The organism is Nonomuraea sp. NPDC049504 (assembly GCF_040676845.1).
Taxonomy (GTDB): domain Bacteria; phylum Actinomycetota; class Actinomycetes; order Streptosporangiales; family Streptosporangiaceae; genus Nonomuraea; species Nonomuraea salmonea.
On the sequence record NZ_JBFAPT010000001.1, the window covers coordinates 609942 to 629146 of the forward strand.

General features: G+C 71.1%; 14 protein-coding genes. 9 read left to right on the forward strand and 5 right to left on the reverse strand.

Features of this window, described 5'->3' with window-relative positions:
* Positions 1–26: 26 nt before the first annotated feature.
* Both AB0K28_RS02740 and AB0K28_RS02745 read right to left on the reverse strand, forming a co-directional pair.
* Positions 27–2654 carry a serine/threonine-protein kinase gene (locus tag AB0K28_RS02740; protein ID WP_364364263.1) on the reverse strand — a complete coding sequence of 876 codons (2628 nt, stop codon included), beginning with the start codon at positions 2652–2654 and terminating at the stop codon, positions 27–29.
* A 168-nt stretch (positions 2655–2822) separates the two neighbouring features.
* Positions 2823–4184: an FAD-linked oxidase C-terminal domain-containing protein gene (locus AB0K28_RS02745; protein WP_364364271.1), complete on the reverse strand. Its 1362-nt coding sequence runs from the start codon at positions 4182–4184 to the stop codon at positions 2823–2825.
* 52 nt (positions 4185–4236) lie between these two features.
* Here AB0K28_RS02745 and AB0K28_RS02750 point away from each other — a divergent pair, with 52 nt between their 5' ends.
* Entirely contained in the window at positions 4237–4809 is a 573-nt protein-coding gene (locus tag AB0K28_RS02750; RefSeq protein ID WP_345386892.1) for a hypothetical protein, read from the forward strand.
* Here the strand turns inward: AB0K28_RS02750 and AB0K28_RS02755 are convergent.
* The gene (locus tag AB0K28_RS02755) at positions 4806–6017 is read right to left on the reverse strand and encodes an aminotransferase class I/II-fold pyridoxal phosphate-dependent enzyme (protein WP_364364274.1); all 1212 of its coding nucleotides are present in this window, start codon (positions 6015–6017) and stop codon (positions 4806–4808) included. The two genes, AB0K28_RS02750 and AB0K28_RS02755, sit on opposite strands and share 4 nt — an antisense overlap.
* Positions 6018–6290: 273 nt before the next feature.
* On the opposite strand from AB0K28_RS02755, the gene ctaD reads away from it, so the two are divergent.
* From ctaD to AB0K28_RS02795, 8 genes are all read left to right on the forward strand, one after another.
* A complete protein-coding gene (gene ctaD / locus AB0K28_RS02760) occupies positions 6291–7934 on the forward strand; it encodes a cytochrome c oxidase subunit I (RefSeq protein ID WP_345409273.1) in 1644 nt (547 codons plus the stop codon).
* Positions 7935–7967: 33 nt separating this feature from the next.
* A complete protein-coding gene (locus AB0K28_RS02765; RefSeq protein WP_345386890.1) occupies positions 7968–8201 on the forward strand; it encodes a hypothetical protein in 234 nt (77 codons plus the stop codon).
* Positions 8202–8206: 5 nt separating this feature from the next.
* Positions 8207–9940, forward strand: coding sequence for a fumarate reductase (quinol) flavoprotein subunit (gene frdA / locus AB0K28_RS02770; RefSeq protein WP_345386888.1), 1734 nt, complete (start codon positions 8207–8209; stop codon positions 9938–9940).
* Positions 9933–10679 (forward strand): succinate dehydrogenase iron-sulfur subunit, encoded by a 747-nt coding sequence (sdhB, locus tag AB0K28_RS02775; RefSeq protein ID WP_364364278.1) that lies wholly within the window; start codon positions 9933–9935, stop codon positions 10677–10679. Before frdA ends, sdhB begins: the two co-directional genes overlap by 8 nt.
* Positions 10676–11083 carry a hypothetical protein gene (locus AB0K28_RS02780; RefSeq protein ID WP_364364281.1) on the forward strand — a complete coding sequence of 136 codons (408 nt, stop codon included), beginning with the start codon at positions 10676–10678 and terminating at the stop codon, positions 11081–11083. Before sdhB ends, AB0K28_RS02780 begins: the two co-directional genes overlap by 4 nt.
* The gene (frdD, locus tag AB0K28_RS02785) at positions 11080–11421 is read left to right on the forward strand and encodes a fumarate reductase subunit FrdD (protein WP_345386882.1); all 342 of its coding nucleotides are present in this window, start codon (positions 11080–11082) and stop codon (positions 11419–11421) included. Before AB0K28_RS02780 ends, frdD begins: the two co-directional genes overlap by 4 nt.
* Positions 11422–11542: 121 nt before the next feature.
* Positions 11543–14290, forward strand: coding sequence for an immune inhibitor A domain-containing protein (locus tag AB0K28_RS02790; protein ID WP_364364284.1), 2748 nt, complete (start codon positions 11543–11545; stop codon positions 14288–14290).
* Between the two features lie 48 nt (positions 14291–14338).
* Positions 14339–15277, forward strand: coding sequence for a diacylglycerol kinase family protein (locus AB0K28_RS02795; protein WP_345386876.1), 939 nt, complete (start codon positions 14339–14341; stop codon positions 15275–15277).
* Between the two features lie 90 nt (positions 15278–15367).
* Here the strand turns inward: AB0K28_RS02795 and AB0K28_RS02800 are convergent, their stop codons facing one another.
* Together AB0K28_RS02800 and AB0K28_RS02805 are read right to left on the reverse strand one after the other, a co-directional pair.
* Positions 15368–16147 carry an SWIM zinc finger family protein gene (locus tag AB0K28_RS02800; protein ID WP_364364286.1) on the reverse strand — a complete coding sequence of 260 codons (780 nt, stop codon included), beginning with the start codon at positions 16145–16147 and terminating at the stop codon, positions 15368–15370.
* Positions 16148–16149: 2 nt separating this feature from the next.
* Positions 16150–19104, reverse strand: coding sequence for a DEAD/DEAH box helicase (locus AB0K28_RS02805; protein WP_364364288.1), 2955 nt, complete (start codon positions 19102–19104; stop codon positions 16150–16152).
* Positions 19105–19205 lie beyond the last annotated feature (101 nt).

Sequence of the window (19205 nt, forward strand, 5' to 3'; positions counted from 1 at the left end):
CCCGCCTCCCGTCACAGCCCGCGGGCTCAGGTGCAGTGGCTCCACTCCGACTTCCAGACGTACGAGTTCCACGCGCCGCCCCAGATCACGCACTTCTTCTTGGCGGGCAGCCGCACCGGGCCCGCGTAGGCGGTGAACGTGCCGGGGTCGTTCGCGCTGGCGCCGCCCTTGACTTGGAGGATGGCGCTCATGTTCACCTTGTTCGGGTGGACGTAGCGGGAGATCGTGACCACGCAGTTCATCCCGGCGCCGGCGTTGTAGAGCAGGTAGACCGTGGCGTGGCCGGCCAGCGCGTGCGAGTTGATGATCGCGTAGCCGGCGCCGCACAGCGACGTGGCGCTGGCCGTGTTCGCCTTCAGCGACTTGCTCGGCTTGACCTCTTTCTTGCGGGTCGTGGTCGGCTTCGGGGTCTTGCTCGGCTTGTTGTCCGGGTTCACGACCGTCGTGCGCGTCGGCCTGGGCGTCGGGCGGATCGACGGCGCCGTCGTCGTCACCGTCGGCACCTGCGCGATCGGCTCCTTCGTCGGCTTCGGCTTCTTCGTCTTCTCCGGCTCGATGTCCAGCGTCGGGACCGGCGCGGGGGAGCCCGTCGGGGCCGGCGTGGGCGAGTCGGACGTCGTGGGCGCCTCACCCTGGCCGGAACCGCCGCCGTCGGCGTCGGTGTCGCTGGAGGACTTGCCCACGGCGACCACCGGGACCTCCTTGCCGGCGTTCGCCTGCACGACCACCGCCCCGGCCACCACCAGCAGCGCCGCGGCGGCCGCACCGGACAGCGCGAGAGTCAGCGTCCGCCGCTGCTTCGCCCGCGCCCCATCCCCGTCCTGCCCTGGTCCACCTGGTCCACCAGGCCCGCTGCGCCCACCGGCACCTGCGCCATGCGCACCGGCACCGGGCCCACCGGCACCGGGCGTACCAGCACCGGGCCCAGCTGGGCCGTGCCGACCGGGTCCGTTAGGGCCGGCCGGGCCGCCCTGGTACGGGCCGCCGGGGGCGCCGTGCTGCTGAGGCATCCCGGGCCCGCCCTGCGTAGGCCCGTGCGGGCCCTGAGCGCCGGCGTGCGGGCCCAGCTGACCGGGAACGCCCGGCCCTTGCGGTCCGAACGGCATCCCGCCCGGCCCTTGGGGCCCGCCGTGCTGCCCCTGCCCAGGTTGCCCCTGCCCGGGTCCGCCCTGCGCTGGCCCACCCTGCGCCGGTCCACCCTGTCCGGGAACGCCCTGCCCTGGGGCGCCCTGACCGGGTGCACCGGCCTGACCGGGCATACCGCCGTGCGCTGGGCCGCCGGGCACGTTGCCGGGGCCGCCGAGCGGCAGGGGGCCGGTGGTCTGCGGCATGCCGGGGTGCGGAGCGCCGTGCGGCGGGTTGCCGGGAACCCCGCCCTGACCGGGCACACCCTGACCGGGCACACCACCCTGCCCGGGACCGCCCGCTACGCCGCCCTGGCCGGGCACGCCGGAGTGGCCGGGAACGCCGGGCTGGGCCTGAGGGCCGGTCTGGCCGGGGAGGCCCGAGCCGAGGTGGGCGGTGGCGGCCAGGTGGCCGTAGTCGCCGGTCTGGGGAGGGGCCGTGCCCTGGGGGCCGCCCGCGAGGTACGGGCCGGTGGGCTGCGTCCAGGGGCCGGGATAGTGGTCCTGGCCGGAGCCGTCTCCGCCGGCCCCGAAAGCCCCGCCGGCACCTTCAGCCGCGTCGGCCCCGAAAGCCCCGGCGGTACTTTGAGCCGCCGCGGCGGCCTGGGCTCCGGCGGCGGCCTGGTCGGCGGCGGTTTGCGGGAGGCCGGTCTGCGTGGAGCCGGGCTGGGCGCCGGTCGGGGTGGAGCCGGTGACCGGCTCGATGGCGGCCTTCGGGGCGGGCTGGCCGGTGAGGTGGACGATCAGCTCGTCGGCGGTGGGCCGCAGCGAAGGGTCCTTGGACAGGCAGGCGGCGACCAGCTCGCCCAGCATGCCGTCCATCGTCCCGAGTTCGGGCTCCTCGTTGAGGATCCGGTTCATCACGACGGGGATGGAGTCGGCGCCGAAGGCGGGCTTGCCGGTGGCGGCGAACACCATGGTGACGCCCCACGCGAACACGTCCGCCGCCTCGGACACGGCGGCCCCGCTGAGCTGCTCGGGCGCGAGGTACGAGGGGGTGCCCATGGCCATGCCGGTCGCGGTGGCGCCGGGCGAGTCGAGGGCGCGGGCGATGCCGAAGTCGATCACGACGGGACCCTCGGGCCCCATCAGCACGTTGGCGGGCTTGAAGTCCCGGTGCAGGATCCCGGCCCGGTGGATGGCCGCCAGGGCGGTGGCGGTGCTGATGGCCAGCCGTTCGAGCGCCGCGCCCCGTCGCGGTCCCTCATTGATGACCAGCTCGCGCAGGGACGGCCCCGGCACGTACTCGCTGACGATGTACGGCCGGCTCCCGTCGAGGTCGGCGTGCAGCACGGGCGCGGTGCAGAACCGCGCCACCCGCTGCGCGACGGCGACCTCGCGCAGGAAGCGGGTCCTGGCGTCGGCGTCGGCCACGAGGGCGTTGTGCAGCAGCTTGACCGCGACCTGTTCCCCGGAGTCGCTCTTGCCGAGATAGACAACGCCCTGGCCGCCCTCGCCGAGCCGGGCGACGATGTCAAACGCCCCCAGCCGCCGCGGATCGTCCGCCGCCAACGGCTGGAACTGATTCACGTCGGACCCCCATAACAACCCAATAGATGAGGCAAAACGCTACCAGCGCTACGCTTGAGGCGTCTGCCGGACGTGTCAGAAGTTTCAGGTTTTGACGAGCAAAGTCAGCGTTCCTGTGCAGGTCGTGTACGCCGCGAACCCCAAGGTCACGGCTTGGTCAACCGAAGATCAGATCGCCTTGCCCGGGTTCAGGATGCCGAGCGGGTCGAAGACGGCCTTGATCCCCCGCTGGAGCTCGGCCGCCACCGGCCCCGACTCCAGCTCGAGCCAGCGCCGTTTGAGCAGCCCCACGCCGTGCTCGCCGGTGAGCGTGCCGCCGAACTCCAGCGCGCGCCTGAACACCTCGTCCGCCGCCGCCCACACCTCGGCGGGCGGTTCGAGCGTCCCGTGCTCGAAGATGAAGACCGGGTGCAGGTTGCCGTCGCCGGCGTGCGCGACGGTCGCGATGCGCACGCCGTGCCGCACGCCCGCCTCCTCGATCGCGGTGATCATGTCGGGCAGGACGGACCTGGGCACGCACACGTCCTCGACCAGGCACGCGCCCAGCCGCTCCTTGGCCCCGTACGCCAGCCGCCGCAGCCCCACCAGCTCATCGGCCTCGGCCGGGCTGGAGGAGACGGCCACGAACGAGGCGCCGTTCTCGGTGCAGATCCGCTCCATGCGCTCGACCACCGCCTGCCCGTCGGGCACGTCGGACTGCCCGATGAGCATGGCCTGCGTGCTCGCCTCCAGGCCGATGTTGCGCCAGTCGTCGATGGCCTGCAGCGTGGCCCGGTCGAGCAGCTCCATCAGGGACGGCTGGCACCCCGCCGCCATGATCGCCGAGACGGCCGCGCCCGCGTCGCGCAGCGAGCCGAACTCGGCGGCGAACGTCGCGGGCGGCGCGGCCGGTGCGCGGCGCAGCCGCACGGTGGCGGCGGTGATCACGCCGAGCGTGCCTTCCGAGCCGACGAACAGGCCGGTCAGGTCGTAGCCGGTGACGCCCTTCATCGTACGCCGGCCGGTGTTCAGCACCCGGCCGTCGGCCAGCACCACTTCGAGGCCGAGCGCGGAGTCCCTGGTCACGCCGTACTTCACGCAGCGCAGCCCGCCGGCGTTGGTGGCCAGGTTCCCGCCGATCGTGGAGATCTCGTACGAGGAGGGGTCGGGCGCGTACATGAGCCCGTGCTCCCTCGCGGCCCTGTCGAGGTCGGCGGTGATGACGCCGGGCTCGACGACCGCGATCTCGTCGGCCGGCGACAGCTCCCTGATCGCGGTCATCCTGGCCAGCGACAGGATGATCGTGCCGTCGCCGGCGACGGACGCGCCCGCGAGGCCGGTGCCCCCGCCGCGCGGCACCACCGGCACCCGGTGCTCGCTCGCCCACTTCAGGGTCGTCACCACGTCGTCGCGCGTGGTGGCCAGCACGACGCCGAGCGGCTTGCCCGGCGCCAGAAACGTACGATCCCGGGCATAGGAGTCGATCACATCGGGGTCGGTCACGACACGCGCTTCGGGCAGGGCGTTCACCAAGGCATCAATCGGTCTCACATCTCGAAGCCTATGGTTTGCGCAGCGCGTTCCTTAAGGCCAGACTGCCCGGATGAACGTCGAGTGCCCGGTGTGCTCCAAGGATGACCAGGTCGTCGCGGTCCCCGGAGCGGTCGCGGCCGGGACCACGTACAAGATCGGCCGGGTGCGGTTACCGGGGGCGCGCGAGGTCGCCGATCTGCCCACGGCAGCGGCGCTCGGCGCGTCCAAACACGTGATGAGCCGGACGCAGCTCGCGGTCTGGCTGTCGTTCCCCAGCCGCCACTACACCGCGTGGACCAGGAACCAGGGCTACGTGCTGCTGCTCGTCGCGGCCCTGATGCACCTGGTCATGTCGCTGATCATCGCCATGGGACAGGACCCGGCGTGGGGCGAGGTGCTGCTCGCCCCGTTCTGCCTGACGGGCCTGTTCTGGGGGTTCGGGCTGCTGAACGTGCTCGGCTCGTACGGCGCGCGCAAGCGCGACCGCGTCGAGGCCCCGGCCAGGGAGAAGGCCCTGGCCGTGTGGGAGAGCCTCTGTTACTGCGCCCGCGACAACGTCGCCTTCGAGCCGGGGGTCGGCGTCCCGTTCCATCCGAGCGAGACGCGCGAGTACATCTTCGGCTTCAGGAACGGCCAGCGCTAGCCGCGCTCCTCCGCCACCAGGCGGACGCACACGGCCAGGCCCTCGATGGCCTGCTCCAGCTCGTCGAGCTCGGGGAAGGTGGGCGCGATCCTGATCGTGCGGTCGTCCGGGTCCTTGCCGTAGGGGTGCGTCGCGCCCGCCGGGGTGAGCGCGATGCCGGCCGCCTTGGCCTTGGCCACGACCTCGGCCGCGTGGGGCACCTCAAGGCTGATGAAGTAGCCGCCCTTGGGGCTGGTCCAGGTGGCCAGGCCGCTCAGCCGCTCGCTCAGCACCTTGTCGACCAGCTCGAACTTGGGCCCGATCAGCTCCGCGTGGCGGCGCATGTGGGCCTCCACGCCGGCCGGGTCGCGCAGGAACTCGACGTGGCGCAGCTGGTTGATCTTGTCGGGGCCGATCGACTGCTTCGAGGTGTTGCCGAGGAACCACTTCACGTTGGCCGGCGAGGAGCCGAAGAACGACACGCCTGAGCCGGCGAGCGTCACCTTCGAGGTGGAGGCGTAGACGAACACGCGGTCGGCGTTGCCGTGCTCGGCGGCCAGCGTGAGGAGGTCGGCCAGCTCGTCGGGGGTGTCGGTGAGGTGGTGGACGGCGTAGGCGTTGTCCCAGAAGATCCGGAAGTCGGGCGCGGCCGCCGGCATGGCGGCCAGCCGGCGCACGGTCTCGTCGCTGTAGGTGACGCCCGACGGGTTGCTGTACTTCGGCACGCACCACATGCCCTTGACGCTCGCGTCGGAGGAGACCAGCTGCTCCACGACGTCCATGTCGGGGCCCTCCGGGGTCATCGGCACCGCGACCATCTCGATGCCGAGCCGCTCGCAGATCGTGAAGTGCCGGTCGTAGCCGGGCACCGGGCACAGGAACGTGACCTTCGGCTCCTCGACCCACCTGCGGGCGGCGCCGGGGACCTTGCTGAGCAGCGCGTGCACGACCGTGTCGTGCATCAGCGCGAGGCTCGCGTTGCCGCCGACCACCAGCTGCCCGGCCGGGACCTGCAGCAGCGGCGCGAACAGCTCGCGCAGCTCGGCCAGGCCCTGGAGGTTGCCGTAGTTGCGGCCGTCGGTGCCGTCGGCCGCACGGTAGGACGTGGGCAGTTTCAGCAGGTCGTTGGAGAGGTCGAGCTGGCGCGGCGACGGCTTGCCCCTGGTCAGGTCGAGCGAGAGCCCTCGCTGGACGAGGTCGGCGTAGTCACGCTGGGCGGTCACGAGCATCTCCTCCGATTCGGTTCGCCTACGCAGGATAGAAGATGCCGCCCGCAGCACCGGCCCGCTTTCCGCCATCTGGACACCTCCGGCGGCCGTTCCCGCAAAGCTTTCGGCGGCGAATCCCAAAGAACGACTTCACGAGCGGCGGTCGTTGGCGTGCAATGGGTAGATCGGGGCAGGCAAAACTCCGCGTCGGAGGGAGCAGCCGTGACGACCGTGCGGGAGACTTCGATCGAGCAGGTCCGGCGCCGTCGCACCGGGACGGTGATCGTCTCGTGGATGTCCACGACCGACCACAAGGTCATCGGTTACCTGTATCTGCTCACCTCCTTCGGCTTCTTCCTGGTCGGCGGCGTCATGGCGATGATCATCCGGGCGGAGCTGGTCGCGCCCGGCATGCAGCTCGTCAACCAGCAGCAGTACAACCAGCTGTTCACCATCCACGGCACGATCATGCTGCTGCTGTTCGCCACCCCGCTGTTCGCGGGCTTCGCGAACGTCATCATGCCGCTCCAGATCGGCGCGCCCGACGTCGCCTTCCCCCGGCTGAACGCGGTGGCGTACTGGCTGTTCCTGTTCGGCGGGCTGATGGTGGTGGCCGGGTTCTTCACGCCGGGGGGCGCGGCCGACTTCGGGTGGTTCGCGTACACGCCGCTGGCGTCCTCGACGTTCTCGCCGCAGATCGGCGGCGACCTGTGGATCATGGGGCTCGCGCTGTCCGGCCTCGGGACGATCCTCGGCGCGGTCAACTTCATCACCACGATCATCGGCATGCGCGCGCCCGGCATGACGATGTTCCGCATGCCGCTGTTCACCTGGAACGTGCTGCTGACCAGCATGCTCGTGCTGATGGCGTTCCCGGTGCTGGCCGCCGCGCTGCTGGTGCTGGAGTCGGACCGCAAGCTCGGCACGCAGGTGTTCGTCGCCGACAACGGCGGGCCGCTGCTGTGGCAGCACCTGTTCTGGTTCTTCGGCCATCCCGAGGTCTACATCATCGCGCTGCCGTTCTTCGGCATCATCACCGAGGTCATCCCGGTCTTCAGCCGCAAGCCGATCTTCGGCTACATGGGGCTGGTCGGCGCCACCATCGCGATCGCCGGGCTGTCGATGACCGTGTGGGCGCACCACATGTTCCCCACGGGGCAGGTGCTGCTGCCCTTCTTCTCGTTCATGACGTTCCTCATCGCCGTGCCGACCGGGGTGAAGTTCTTCAACTGGATCGGCACGATGTGGCGGGGCCACCTGACGTTCGAGTCGCCGATGCTGTTCGCCGTGGGCTTCCTCGTGACGTTCCTGCTCGGCGGCCTGACCGGCGTCATCCTGGCCTCGCCGCCGCTCGACTTCCACATCAGCGACACCTACTTCGTCGTCGCCCACTTCCACTACGTCGTCTTCGGCACCGTCGTGTTCGCCATGTTCTCCGGCTTCTACTTCTGGTGGCCCAAGATGACCGGCAGGATGCTGGACGACCGGCTGGGCAAGGTGCACTTCTGGACGCTGTTCATCGGCTTCCACACCACCTTCCTCGTCCAGCACGTGATCGGGCAGCTCGGCATGCCGAGGCGCTACGCCGACTACGGCGTGGGCGACGGCTTCACCACGCTCAACCAGATCTCCTCCGTCGGGGCGTTCCTGCTCGGCGCCTCGACGCTGCCGTTCCTCTACAACGTCTGGAAGACCGCCAGGCGCGCGCCCAAGGTCACCCTCGACGACCCGTGGGGCTACGGCAACTCCCTGGAGTGGGCGACGAGCTGCCCGCCGCCGCGGCACAACTTCACGTTCATGCCGCCCATCCGCTCCGAGCGGCCCGCCTTCGACCTGCACTACCCGCGTGAGGAGACGGCCGAGAGCCCCGCGCCGGACGAGATCTCCGGCGGGGACGACGCCCCCGAGGTGCCGCCGCGCGCCGACGCACCTGGCTGACCATGACACCTCGCCCATCCAAGGAGATCGGCGATGACCGGCAGCAAGATTCCGTTCGACCCCGAGACGGCCCCCTGCGGGGAGAAGTCGGGCGGTGAACGTCTCGTCGACGACGACGGTTACGGCCTCGTCATCAGGGACCAGCTCTTCGACTGCGGCTGCCGCAGGATCCGCCACGAGTACCACGACGGCAGCATCCATCTGTCGGCCGTCCGCCACGACGGCAAGCGCGTCAAGGACCCCATCGAACCGGACCGGGGGAAGTGAGCGCCATGATCGACGTGCTCATCGTGGGGGGCGGCGGCGCGGGGTTACGCGCGGCCGTGGCGGTCGCCGAGACGGACCCGGCGCTCAAGGTGGCGGTCGTGTCGAAGGTCTATCCGATGCGCAGCCACACCGTCTCCGCCGAGGGCGGGGCCGCCGCCGTGATCGGCCTGGACGACACGCTCGACGAGCACTGCTACGACACGATCTCCGGCGGCGACTGGCTGTGCGACCAGGACGCGGTGGAGGCGTTCGTGGCCGAGGCGCCGGCCGAGCTGATCAGGCTGGAGCACTGGGGCTGCCCGTGGAGCAGGGAGCGCGACGGGCGGGTGGCGGTGCGGCCGTTCGGCGGCATGAAGAAGATGCGCACCTGGTACGCCGCCGACAAGACCGGCTTCCACCTGCTGCACACGCTCTTCCAGACCACCCTGAAATATCAGGACATATTGCGGTATGACGAGTGGTTCGTCACCAAGCTTCTCGTGGACGACGGCCGCGTCCACGGCGTGGTGGCCGTCGAGCTGCGCACCGGCCGCATCGAGACCGTCCACGCCAGGACCGTGATCCTCGCCACCGGCGGCTGCGGCCGGGTCTTCCCCTTCACCACGAACGCCGCCATCAAGACCGGCGACGGCATGGCCCTGGCCTACCGGGAGGGCGCGCCGCTCAAGGACATGGAGTTCGTCCAGTACCACCCCACCGGCCTGCCGTTCACCGGCATCCTCATCACCGAGGCGGCCAGGGCGGAGGGCGGCTGGCTGCTCAACAAGGACGGCTACCGCTACCTCCAGGACTACGACCTCGGCACGCCGACGCCCACGCCCAAGCTGCGCAGCATGGAGCTGGGCCCGCGCGACCGGCTCTCGCAGGCGTTCGTGCACGAGCAGCGCAAGGGCCGCACCGTGGACACCCCGCACGGCCCCGTCGTCCATCTCGACCTGCGCCACCTCGGGGAGGGCAGGATCGAGGCCCGCATCCCGTTCGTCCGCGAGCTGTGCCGCAGCTACCAGAACCTCGACCCGGCCACCGACCTCATCCCGGTGCGCCCGGTCGTGCACTACATGATGGGCGGCGTCCACACCGACCTGAACGGCGCCACCCCGATCGCCGGGCTGTTCGCGGCGGGGGAGACGGCGTGCGTGAGCATCAACGGCGCCAACCGGCTCGGCTCCAACTCGCTGCCCGAGATCCTGGTGTTCGGCCGCCGGGCGGGCATCGCGGCGGCGGAGTTCGCCAGGGAGCACCGTGAGCCGCAGCCGGCCGTCGCAGGCGCCCAGGGGGAGGACGAGCGGCGGCGGCTGCTCCGGGCGCGCGAGCGGCACGAGGGCGGCGAGCGGATCGCCGGCCTGCGCGAGCGCATGCAGCACACGCTGGAGGAGGCGGCCGGCATCTACCGGACCGGCGGCGTCCTGGCCAAGGCCGCCGACACGCTCGCCGACCTGCGCGAACGCGCCGAGTACGCGCGGGTCGAGGACGACAGCGGCCCGTTCAACACCGAGCTGATCAGCCTCCAGGAGCTGCGCGGCATGCTGGAGATCGCCCAGACGATCGTGGCCTGCGCGCTCAACCGGCAGGAGTCGCGCGGCGCGCACCAGCGTACGGACCACACCGCCAGGGACGACGCGACCTACCTGGCGCACTCACTGGTGCACCGCGCGCCCGACGGCACGCCGTCCGTCGGCCTGCTGCCCGTGACGATCACCCGCTGGCCTCCGGGAGAAAGGGTGTACGGCCGTGACTGAGAGCAGGCAGGCGGGTGCCCGCACGATCAGGATGGAGGTCGCCAGGTTCCGGCCCGGCGAGGACGACGCGCCCGTCATGCAAGGCTACGACGTGCCGGTGCTGCCTGACTGGGCGGTACTCGACGGGCTCAACCACATCAAGGACCGGCTCGACGGCAGCCTGTCCTACCGGTGGTCGTGCCGCATGGGGGTGTGCGGCTCGTGCGGCATGACGGTGAACGGCGAGCCACGGCTGACCTGCGGCACGTTCCTCACCGAGTACGGCGAGGGCCCGGTCAGGATCGAGCCGCTGAAGGGCTTCCCGGTGATCAGGGACCTGGTGGTGGACATCGACGGCTTCCTGGCCAAGCTGTCGTCGGTGCGGCCGTGGCTGATCAGGCAGGGCGAGGAGCCGCCGCTGACCGCCGAGTACGCCCAGACGCCCGAGCAGCTGGAGGCGTACAAGCAGTACAGCATGTGCATCAACTGCCTGCTGTGCTACTCGGCCTGCCCGGTCTACGTGCTCGACCCCGACTTCCTCGGCCCTGCCGCGATCGCGCTGGCGCAGCGCTACAACCTCGACTCGCGCGACATGGGCGACCGGTTCGACGTGCTCAGCCAGGACGACGCGGTGTGGGGGTGCACGTTCGTCGGCGAGTGCACGAAGGTCTGCCCGAAGCACGTGGACCCGGCGGAGGCGATCCAGCGTTACAAACTGACGGCGGCGCTGCGCTCGGTGCTGCCCTGGAGCAGGAGATGAAGGCCGGCGAGGAGGTCCCCCCGGCCGTCCACCGGCCCGGGCGCGACCGGCTGTGGTTCACCCGCAGCCGCGGCTACGCGGTGTTCGTGCTGCGCGAGCTGACCAGCGTCTTCGTGGCGTGGGCCGTGGTGTTCCTGCTCATGCTGGCCGCCGCGGTGCTCGGCGGGCGCCTCGCGGAGTTCGCGGCGCTGGCGGCCCGCCCGTGGATGGTCGCGATCAACGTGGTGACCCTGGTGGCGACCGCCTTCCACGCGGTCACGTTCCTCAACCTCGCGCCCAAGGCGACCGTCGTCCGGCTGGACGGCTACCGGCTGCCGGCCTGGCTGATCCAGGGCGGCAACCACTCGCTCTGGCTGGTCGTCTCGGCGGTCGTCGCGTTCTTCGTGCTGAGGGGGTTCGGGTGAGGCGCAGGCTGGAGCCGTACCTGTGGCTGCTGTTCAGCGGCGGGGGAGTGGTGGCGGCGCTGCTGCTGCCGGTGCTCGTGCTGCTGTTCGGGGTGCTCATGCCGCTCGGCGTGCTGGAGTGGCCGGCGCCGGAGCACCTGAGCGGCCTGCTCGGCCACGCGCTGGTACGCGCGGCGTTCGTGGTGGTCGTCGTGCTCTGTCTCTTCCACGCCGCCCACCGTCTCCGCTTCACCAGCGAGGAGCTGCTCGGCATCGGCCGCTTCGACGTGCCCATCGCGATCCTGTGTTACGGGGCCGCGGTCGCGGGCGGCGTGGTGGCTGTGACCTTGATGGTGTGATTGTCGTGTTTTGATCACGTTTCAACAACGCACTTTACGATCGGTTGACGCAGGCTCTAGCGTCCGGCATTGCACACCCCATGGCCATGCGCCCGGCGACCCCGGGCAGAGAGGGTTCCTGGTGCCCAGCACAAAGCGCCTGTTAGCTACAGTCCCGGCGGTCGCGCTCCTGAGCGCCGCCCTGTTCGTGCCCCCGGCGGCTCAGGCGACCTCCGTCGCCACCTACGAGCCCACAGCCGCGGACTTCTACATCAACTACGCCCCGCCGCAGGTCGAGAAGGACGTCAAGGAGCCGTCCCTCACCGGCGCGCAGGCCCGCTCGCTCACCCCCGCGCAGAAGTACGACCGCAAGTTCAGCAGCGGCAACCCGGCGGCGGGCCGCGTGCTCGCCGCCCGTGAGAACGAGGCCATCAGGACCGGGCGCAACCCGGCTGAATGGATCTTCAAGAAGTCGAAGCAGGCCCGCACGGCCAAGCTCCTGACCGTCCTCGTCGAGTTCGACGACCAGGCCAACGACGACTTCTCCGGCTTCAACCGCCTGCGCACGGTGAACAGCGCCCCCGACGACTGCGTGGTCGAGCCGGCCGGCACCCTGCTCAACGGCCCGCTGCACAACAACATCCCGGACCCGGCGACGCTGCCGTACAAGGACAACAACTCCTTCTGGGTCAAGGACTTCAGCACCGACCACTTCAACAAGATGCTCTACACCGACAAGGGCATCACGCAGCGCGTGCGTACGGATTTGAAGGACCCCCGCGACGGCAAGCGCGGCATCGACATCTCCGGCTTCACGATGAAGAAGATGTACGAGGAGATGTCGAAGGGCGCCTACTCCGTCACCGGCTCCGCGGTCGGCTGGATCAAGGTGCCGCACTCCGAGGCCTGGTACGGCGCCGCGGCCTGCGGCGGCGCGCCCCAGGACATGTCCGGCCACCCTGACAACGCGCGCGGCGCCCAGCAGCTGCCCATCGACACCATCGAGGCCCTGGCCAAGGCGCAGCCCGACTTCCCGTGGGCCGACTACGACGTCGAGGACGTCTCCGACGCCGACGGCGACGGCAACTTCGCCGAGCCCGACGGCGTCATCGACCACCTGGTGCTCGTGCACGCCGGCAAGGACAAGTCCTCCGACGGCGGCGCCGAGGGCACGTACGCGATCTGGGCCCACTCCAGCGCGGTCGCCGGCGGCTACAAGATCCCGGGCACCGACAAGAAGATCTCCAACTACATCGTGCAGCCCGAGGACTCCGGCGTCGGCGTCTTCGCCCACGAGTACGGCCACGACCTCGGCCTGCCCGACCTGTACGACACCTCGGGTCAGGCCAGCTCCGCCGTGGACTTCTGGGACCTGATGTCCAGCGGCTCCCACTCCGGCCCCATCTTCCAGTCGATGCCCAGCCACATGGGCCTGTGGGACAAGTGGGTGCTCGGCTGGGCCAACCCGAAGGTGTTCGACCCGGGCGACAGAGCCGGGCTCGTCACCGTCGGGCAGTCCTCGCGCACGCCCAAGCTCACCCAGGACGGCGTCCGGGTCAACCTGAAGTCGACCCCGCTGAAGATGATCGACCCCCACAGCGGCTCGAACGCCTGGTGGAGCGGCCTCGACCAGGACTGGGCCAACCTCACGCTGACCCGCGACCTGCCCGTTCCCGCCGGCAGCGACCTCAAGATGTGGATGTGGAACAACTACGAGATCGAGTCCGACTGGGACTTCGGCTTCGTGGAGGTCTCGACCGACGGCGGCGAGACGTGGACCCAGCAGAAGATGTTCGACGAGGCGGGCAACGAGGTCACCACGCCTGACGATTACCCCGACCCGAACAAGAACCTCGTCACCTTCGGCAACAAGAAGTACGGCATCACCGGCGGCACGGGCGGCGCCTGGCGGCACGACTACGTGGACCTGACGCCGTACGCCGGCCAGACGATCAAGTTCCGGCTGACGTTCAACTCCGACGCCGCCTACCAGGAACGCGGCTGGCACGTCGACGACTTCGAGCTCACCAACGGCGGCACCGCCGTCTGGAGCGACGACGTCGAGAGCGACACCGGCTGGATCGCCGTCGGCGGCACCTTCACCAACACCAGCGGCCAGGGCTGGACCCGCAACAACGGCGAGCGCGAGATCTCCCGCTTCTACCTCGCCGAGTGGCGCAACTTCGACGGCTTCGACAAGGGCCTGGCCTACACCTACGACACCGACTACCTCCGCGACGGGGCGTGGAAGGTGCAGAAGGTGAAGTACAACGCGCCCGGCCTGCTGGTCTGGTACCGCGACTCGACGTTCATCAACAACAACATCGGCAGCACCCTGCAGCAGACGCCGAGCGTCGGGCCCAAGGGCAGCCTGCTCGTCGTGGACTCCCACTACGAGCCGCTGCGCCGCACCGGCCGCGCCGCCGAGCTGGACCCGACCCTGAACAAGAACCTCCAGGGCCGCGTCCAGACCTCCAACGCCGCGTTCGGGTTCGTCAAGACGTACCCGTTCAAGGAGTGCGTGGAGGCGCCGGACGAGCCGGCCAGCTCCTACTGCACGGACTTCCCCGCGCAGAAGCCGGTCAAGTCCTTCACCGACGCCAAGACCTGGTACCCGGGCATCGAGGTGATCGACGGCGGTCTGTACTACCGCGACTTCGACGCCTCGGTGGTCGTGCCGTCGAAGGGCGACCAGGCCTACACCACGCGCGTCGTCCACCAGGACGGCACCCCGGCCACGGAGCTGTACGGCCAGGTGGCCGCCGGCTCGGTGCTCGGCACCGGCAACCCCGGTGACGAGGGCAAGGCCCTCGGCGTGCAGTTCAAGCTGGTCAGTCCGCTGCCCGGCAACCTCGGCGCGATCGTCCACGTGGTCCCGCCGAAGAAGTGATCCACAGGGGGCCGCCGGGCGTCCGGCGGCCCCCTACCATTGATGACCATGGCCGAATTGCGCACCAAAGACGAGCACACCGCGGCGATCCGCAGAGATCGCCGGGTGGCGGTGGTGGTCAACACTCGCTCGCGCCGTGGCCGACGCCACTACTTCGAGGTGATCGAGCAGATCCACAACCTCGGGTTCGAGCCGCTGGCGGAGCTGTCGGTCTACAACCCCAAGCGGCTGCGCGACCTGCTCGACACCGCCCTCGCCACCGACCCCGACCTGCTCATCGTCGGCGGCGGCGACGGCACTCTCTCCTCCGCCGTCCGCCACGTCGCCCACCGCGACGTCGCGCTCGGCGTGCTGCCGCTCGGCACCACCAACAACTTCGCGCGCAGCCTCGGCCTGCCGCTCGACCTCGCCGGCGCGATCAAGGTGTTCGACACCGGCAAGGTGGCCGACATCGACCTCGGCCTGGCCGACGACCGGCCGTTCGCCAACCTGGCCAGCTTCGGGGTGTCGGTCGAGGTGGCCGGCAAGGTCAAGCCGTGGCTCAAGCGCATCGTGGGCCGGCCCGCCTACCCCCTCACCGCGCTGACGATCCTGCCGGGACACCGGCCGTTCCGCGCGTACATCACGGTCGAGGGTGAGCGCCACGAGCTGCTCACCCACCAGCTCAACATCGCCAACGGCCGCTTCCACGGCGGCTGGCAGGTGGCCAAGGACATCAGCATCGACAACGGCATGCTGGTGGCCTACCAGCTCGGCTCGGGCAAGAAGCTGCGGCTGCTCGGCGAGACGCTCATCAGGGCGACCACCGGGCGGTGGCGCAGCCTCGCGGGCGGGCCGTTCGTGATGGGCAGGGAGATGCTGCTGGAGACCGACCCGCCGATGGCCGCCGACGTCGACGGAGAGGTGCGGCTGCGCACCCCGATCAGGCTCCGCGTGGTCCCTAACGGGGTGCGCGTGATGGTGCCCGCCGACTTCGAGGACCGCTGAGTCAGCGGCTCACGCCCAGGAGAATCCCATGTCTCCGCCCTTTCGTCGCGACTGTCCGTACACCTACGGTAAACGAGAGATCGCGCTACGTCACGACGTCTCCAGCCGCCGGTACGCCTCGATGAGCGGGGCCGCCACCTCGCCGGGCGGCGGGAAGACGCGGGGCAGCAGGCCGGGCGCCACGGTCACCGGGCGGCGCTCCGGGCGGTGCGCCGAGGCGCCAGGGGCGTAGAAGTCGGCCAGCCGGTCGGCGAACGGCACGTCCTCCACGGCCGGCGCGCCCGCCGCCGGCTCCTCCGCCAGCGAGCCGAGCAGCTGCTCGCGCGTCCGCCCCCGCCAGGCCAGCACCAGGAACGGGTCGTCGTCGAACGACTCGGCCAGCAGATAGAGCACCGCCGACAGGTGCTTGCACGGGAAACCCCAGTCGGGGCACGAGCAGTCCATGTCGAGGTCGCGCGGGAACAGGTCGATGCCCATCGCGGCGAACAGCTCCTCGATCTCCGGCGGCATCTCGCCGGCCAGCAGCCGCGCCCGGTGCACGGCCTGCGCGGCGATGCCCTCCTCGATGGCGCTCCAGCGCGCCTCGTCGTACGCCTCGATCCTGATCGTCACCCGGTACGGCCTCGGCCGCGAGCCCTGCACCGACGCCCGCACCTCGCCCGCTTCGAGGTCGATCGAGACCACCTGGCCCTTGCGGGCGTAGGCCCGGCCGCGCGAGAGGCGGCCCTTGTCACAGACGCGCTCCAGGATGTCGATGAAGCGCCGCGACCACCAGGTGGAGCCGATGCTGCCGCGCTTCGAGCGCGCCCTGATGCCGCCCTCGACCTCGATCGGGCCGGTGCTGTCGTACCAGCCGGGGCGTTCGGCCACGATCAGTCCACCCCCTCGGCGCTCAGCCTGAACACCTCGCGCAGCTCCTGCGTGGACAGGTCGGTCAGCCAGTCCTCGCCGGTGCCGACCACCCGCTCCGCCAGCGCCTTCTTGCGCTCGATCATCTCGTCCACCCGCTCCTCCAGGGTGCCCGCGCAGATGAGCTTGCGGACCTGCACGTTCTTGCGCTGGCCGATGCGGAACGCGCGGTCGGTCGCCTGGTCCTCGACGGCCGGGTTCCACCAGCGGTCCACGTGGACGACGTGGTTGGCGGCCGTCAGGTTGAGCCCGACACCGGCGGCCTTTAGCGACAGCACGAACAGCGCGGGCTCAGGGTCGTCCTGGAACCGGTCGACCAGGCGGTCGCGCGTCTTCTTCGGCAGGCCGCCGTGCAGGAACAGCACCGGGTGGTCGAGGCGCTGGGCGAGGTACGGCTGGAGCATGGTGCCGAACTCCGCGTATTGGGTGAAGAGCAGCGCTTTTTCGCCCTCCGCCAGGATTTCTTCGGACAACTGCTCCAAGCGAGTGAGTTTTCCGGATCGGCCGGCGAGGCGGGAGCCGTCCTTGAGCAGGTGCGCCGGATGGTTGCAGACCTGCTTCAGCTTCGCCATCGCCGACAGCACCAGGCCGCGCCGCTCGATGCCCTCACTGTCGTCGATCCTGCCCAGCATGTCGTCCACCACCGCCCGGTAGAGCGTGGCCTGCTCGGTGGTGAGCGAGCACCACTCCTTGACCTCCAGCTTCTCCGGCAGGTCGGAGATGATCGAGGTGTCGGTCTTGAGTCGGCGCAGGATGAACGGGCCCGTCGCCCTCCTGAGCGCCCGCGTCGCCTGCTCGTCCTGACGGGCCTCGATCGGCTCCTGGAAGCGCGTCCTGAACCTGGCCCGCGGGCCCAGCAGGCCGGGGTTCGCGAACTCCATGATCGACCAGAGCTCGGCCAGGTGGTTCTCCACCGGCGTGCCGGTCAGCGCCAGCCTCGTGCCGGTGGGGATCGAGCGTACGGCCCTGGCCTGCAGGGTGCCGCTGTTCTTGATCGCCTGGGCCTCGTCGCACACCACCCGCCGCCAGGCGTGCTTCCTGAGCGTCTCCAGGTCGCGGTAGGCGGTGCCGTACGTGGTGATCACCAGGTCCGCGTCCGCGATCCCGGCGGCGTCGCGGCCGCTGCCGTGATGCACGTACACGCGCAGGGCGGGCGCGAACCTGGCCGCCTCCCGCTGCCAGTTCCCGATCAGCGACATCGGGCAGACCAGCAAGGTGGGCTCCACGTCCTGCGCACCGGCGCGTTCGTGGACGAGCAGGGCCAGCGTGGTGATGGTCTTGCCGAGGCCCATGTCGTCGGCCAGCACCCCGCCGAGGCCCAGCTCCGACAGGAAGCTCAGCCAGGCGAGACCCCGCTCCTGGTACGGCCGCAGCGTCGCGTCCAGGCCGGGCGGCGTGGCCAGCGGGGCCAGCCGCCGCTCCGCCTGCCCCGACAGCAGGTCGCCGAGCACCCCGTCGGCGTCCACCTCCAGCAGCGGCAGCTCCTCGTCGTCCCCCTGCACGACGTGGCGCAGGATGTCGGCGGCGCTCGCCTCTCCCGTACGGCCGCCCTCCACCGCCCGCAGCGCCGCCTTGAGCTGCCGGTCGTCCAGCTCCACCCACTGGCCGCGCACCCGCACCAGCGGCACCTTGAGCCTGGCCAGCTCGGCCAGCTCCGCCTCGCTGATCGTCTCGCCGCCGACCGCCAGGTCCACCCGGAAGTTCACCAGGTCGGCCATCCCGAACCCCTGGCTCGCCGCCGCCGGCTGCTTCTTCGTCCGCGTCGTCAGCTTCAGCCCCAGCCGGGTACGGCCCGCCCAGCGCGGCAGCTGCACCCCGAACCCGGCCGCCTGCAGCAGCGGCGCCGCCTGGCGCAGGAACCCGAACGCGCCCACCGTGTCCAGCGCCAGCTCGCCCGGCTCCGGCACCCGCAGCGCCCGCTCCAGCTCCGGATAGAGCCGCACCGCCCGCCCCAGCCCCGCCAGCAGGTCCCGCTCCGGCCTGCCGGGCAGCCCCGTCACCCCGCTCCACACGGTGGCGGCGGGCACGTAGAGGCTCGGATCGTCCACCGCCTGCAACGCCAGCTCGACCCGCCACCCGGCGTCAGCGGCCTCGGCGGCCTCGGCGGCCTCGGCGGCCTCGGCGGCCTCGGCGGGCTGGGCGGGCTCGATGAGCCGGAAGCACACGCGCGTCGCGCCCTCGGCCGCCGTCACCGCCGCGTGCCACCGCTCCAGCTCGGCCCGCAGCCCGGGCACATCGGGACAGGCCGGGTCGGGCCCGGTCAGCGCGACCAGCCACCTCTCCGCGGGGCTGGCGGCCTCCTTGGTGAGCAGAGGAGCGGTGAGCGTCTCGCGGACGATCGCGTCCGTGACCACCTCCAGCGCCTCGGCCTGCACCTCCGCCGACGCCCGCTCGACCTCGCCGGTACGGCAGGCAGGCGGCATGGCCAGCGCCAGCTCACGGAAGTACGCGGCGTCGGCCCCGGTCACCACGGGCCGCCACACGGCCCGCGACATGACCAGGTGCGGGATGACGCGGCCCCGGCGTACGAGGTCGCGGGCGAAGGCGGCGACGGCGGCCCAGTGGCGCAGGGTGGCCGTCTCCGCATGCTCCTCCAGCACCCGCAGCGCGTCGCCCGCCGAGGGGAGGACGGCGGGCACCCGCCACGGACGCAGCCTGGGCCGCGCCACCTCCGCCAGCCGCCCGGTCTCCGGCGACGGCAGCGGCTCCTTGGCCGACCCCGGCAGCAACAACGTCAGCACCCGCGGCTGCGTCTCAGGGGAGGAGTCGGCCGCGCGGAGGAAGGCGGAGAGGGCGGAGGCCGGGGCGGCGTGGGGGTGGGTGCGGGGGGTCGTGCGGGACGGCGGGGTGGCGGGTGGGTCGGTGGTCTCCGCCCAGAACGCGAGACCGTCGCCCGCCCAGACCCCGTGTACCAGCACGTCGGCAGGCTACCGCCACTGCGGCGTACATCGGGCCAGGCCGCGGCGAGGATGCAGTCAGGACCGTGCGCGCGGGCGGAGCGGCTGGAGGAGCCGGCGGG

Bases quoted from the DNA above. Each gene is read 5' to 3' on its own strand.
- AB0K28_RS02755 (WP_364364274.1), bottom strand. From the start codon at position 6,017: ATGCTCGTGACCGCCCAGCGTGACTACGCCGACCTCGTCCAGCGAGGG.
- frdA (WP_345386888.1), top strand. From the start codon at position 8,207: ATGATCGACGTGCTCATCGTGGGGGGCGGCGGCGCGGGGTTACGCGCG.
- AB0K28_RS02750 (WP_345386892.1), top strand. From the start codon at position 4,237: ATGAACGTCGAGTGCCCGGTGTGCTCCAAGGATGACCAGGTCGTCGCG.
- AB0K28_RS02780 (WP_364364281.1), top strand. From the start codon at position 10,676: ATGAAGGCCGGCGAGGAGGTCCCCCCGGCCGTCCACCGGCCCGGGCGC.
- AB0K28_RS02795 (WP_345386876.1), top strand. From the start codon at position 14,339: ATGGCCGAATTGCGCACCAAAGACGAGCACACCGCGGCGATCCGCAGA.
- ctaD (WP_345409273.1), top strand. From the start codon at position 6,291: ATGTCCACGACCGACCACAAGGTCATCGGTTACCTGTATCTGCTCACC.
- AB0K28_RS02765 (WP_345386890.1), top strand. From the start codon at position 7,968: ATGACCGGCAGCAAGATTCCGTTCGACCCCGAGACGGCCCCCTGCGGG.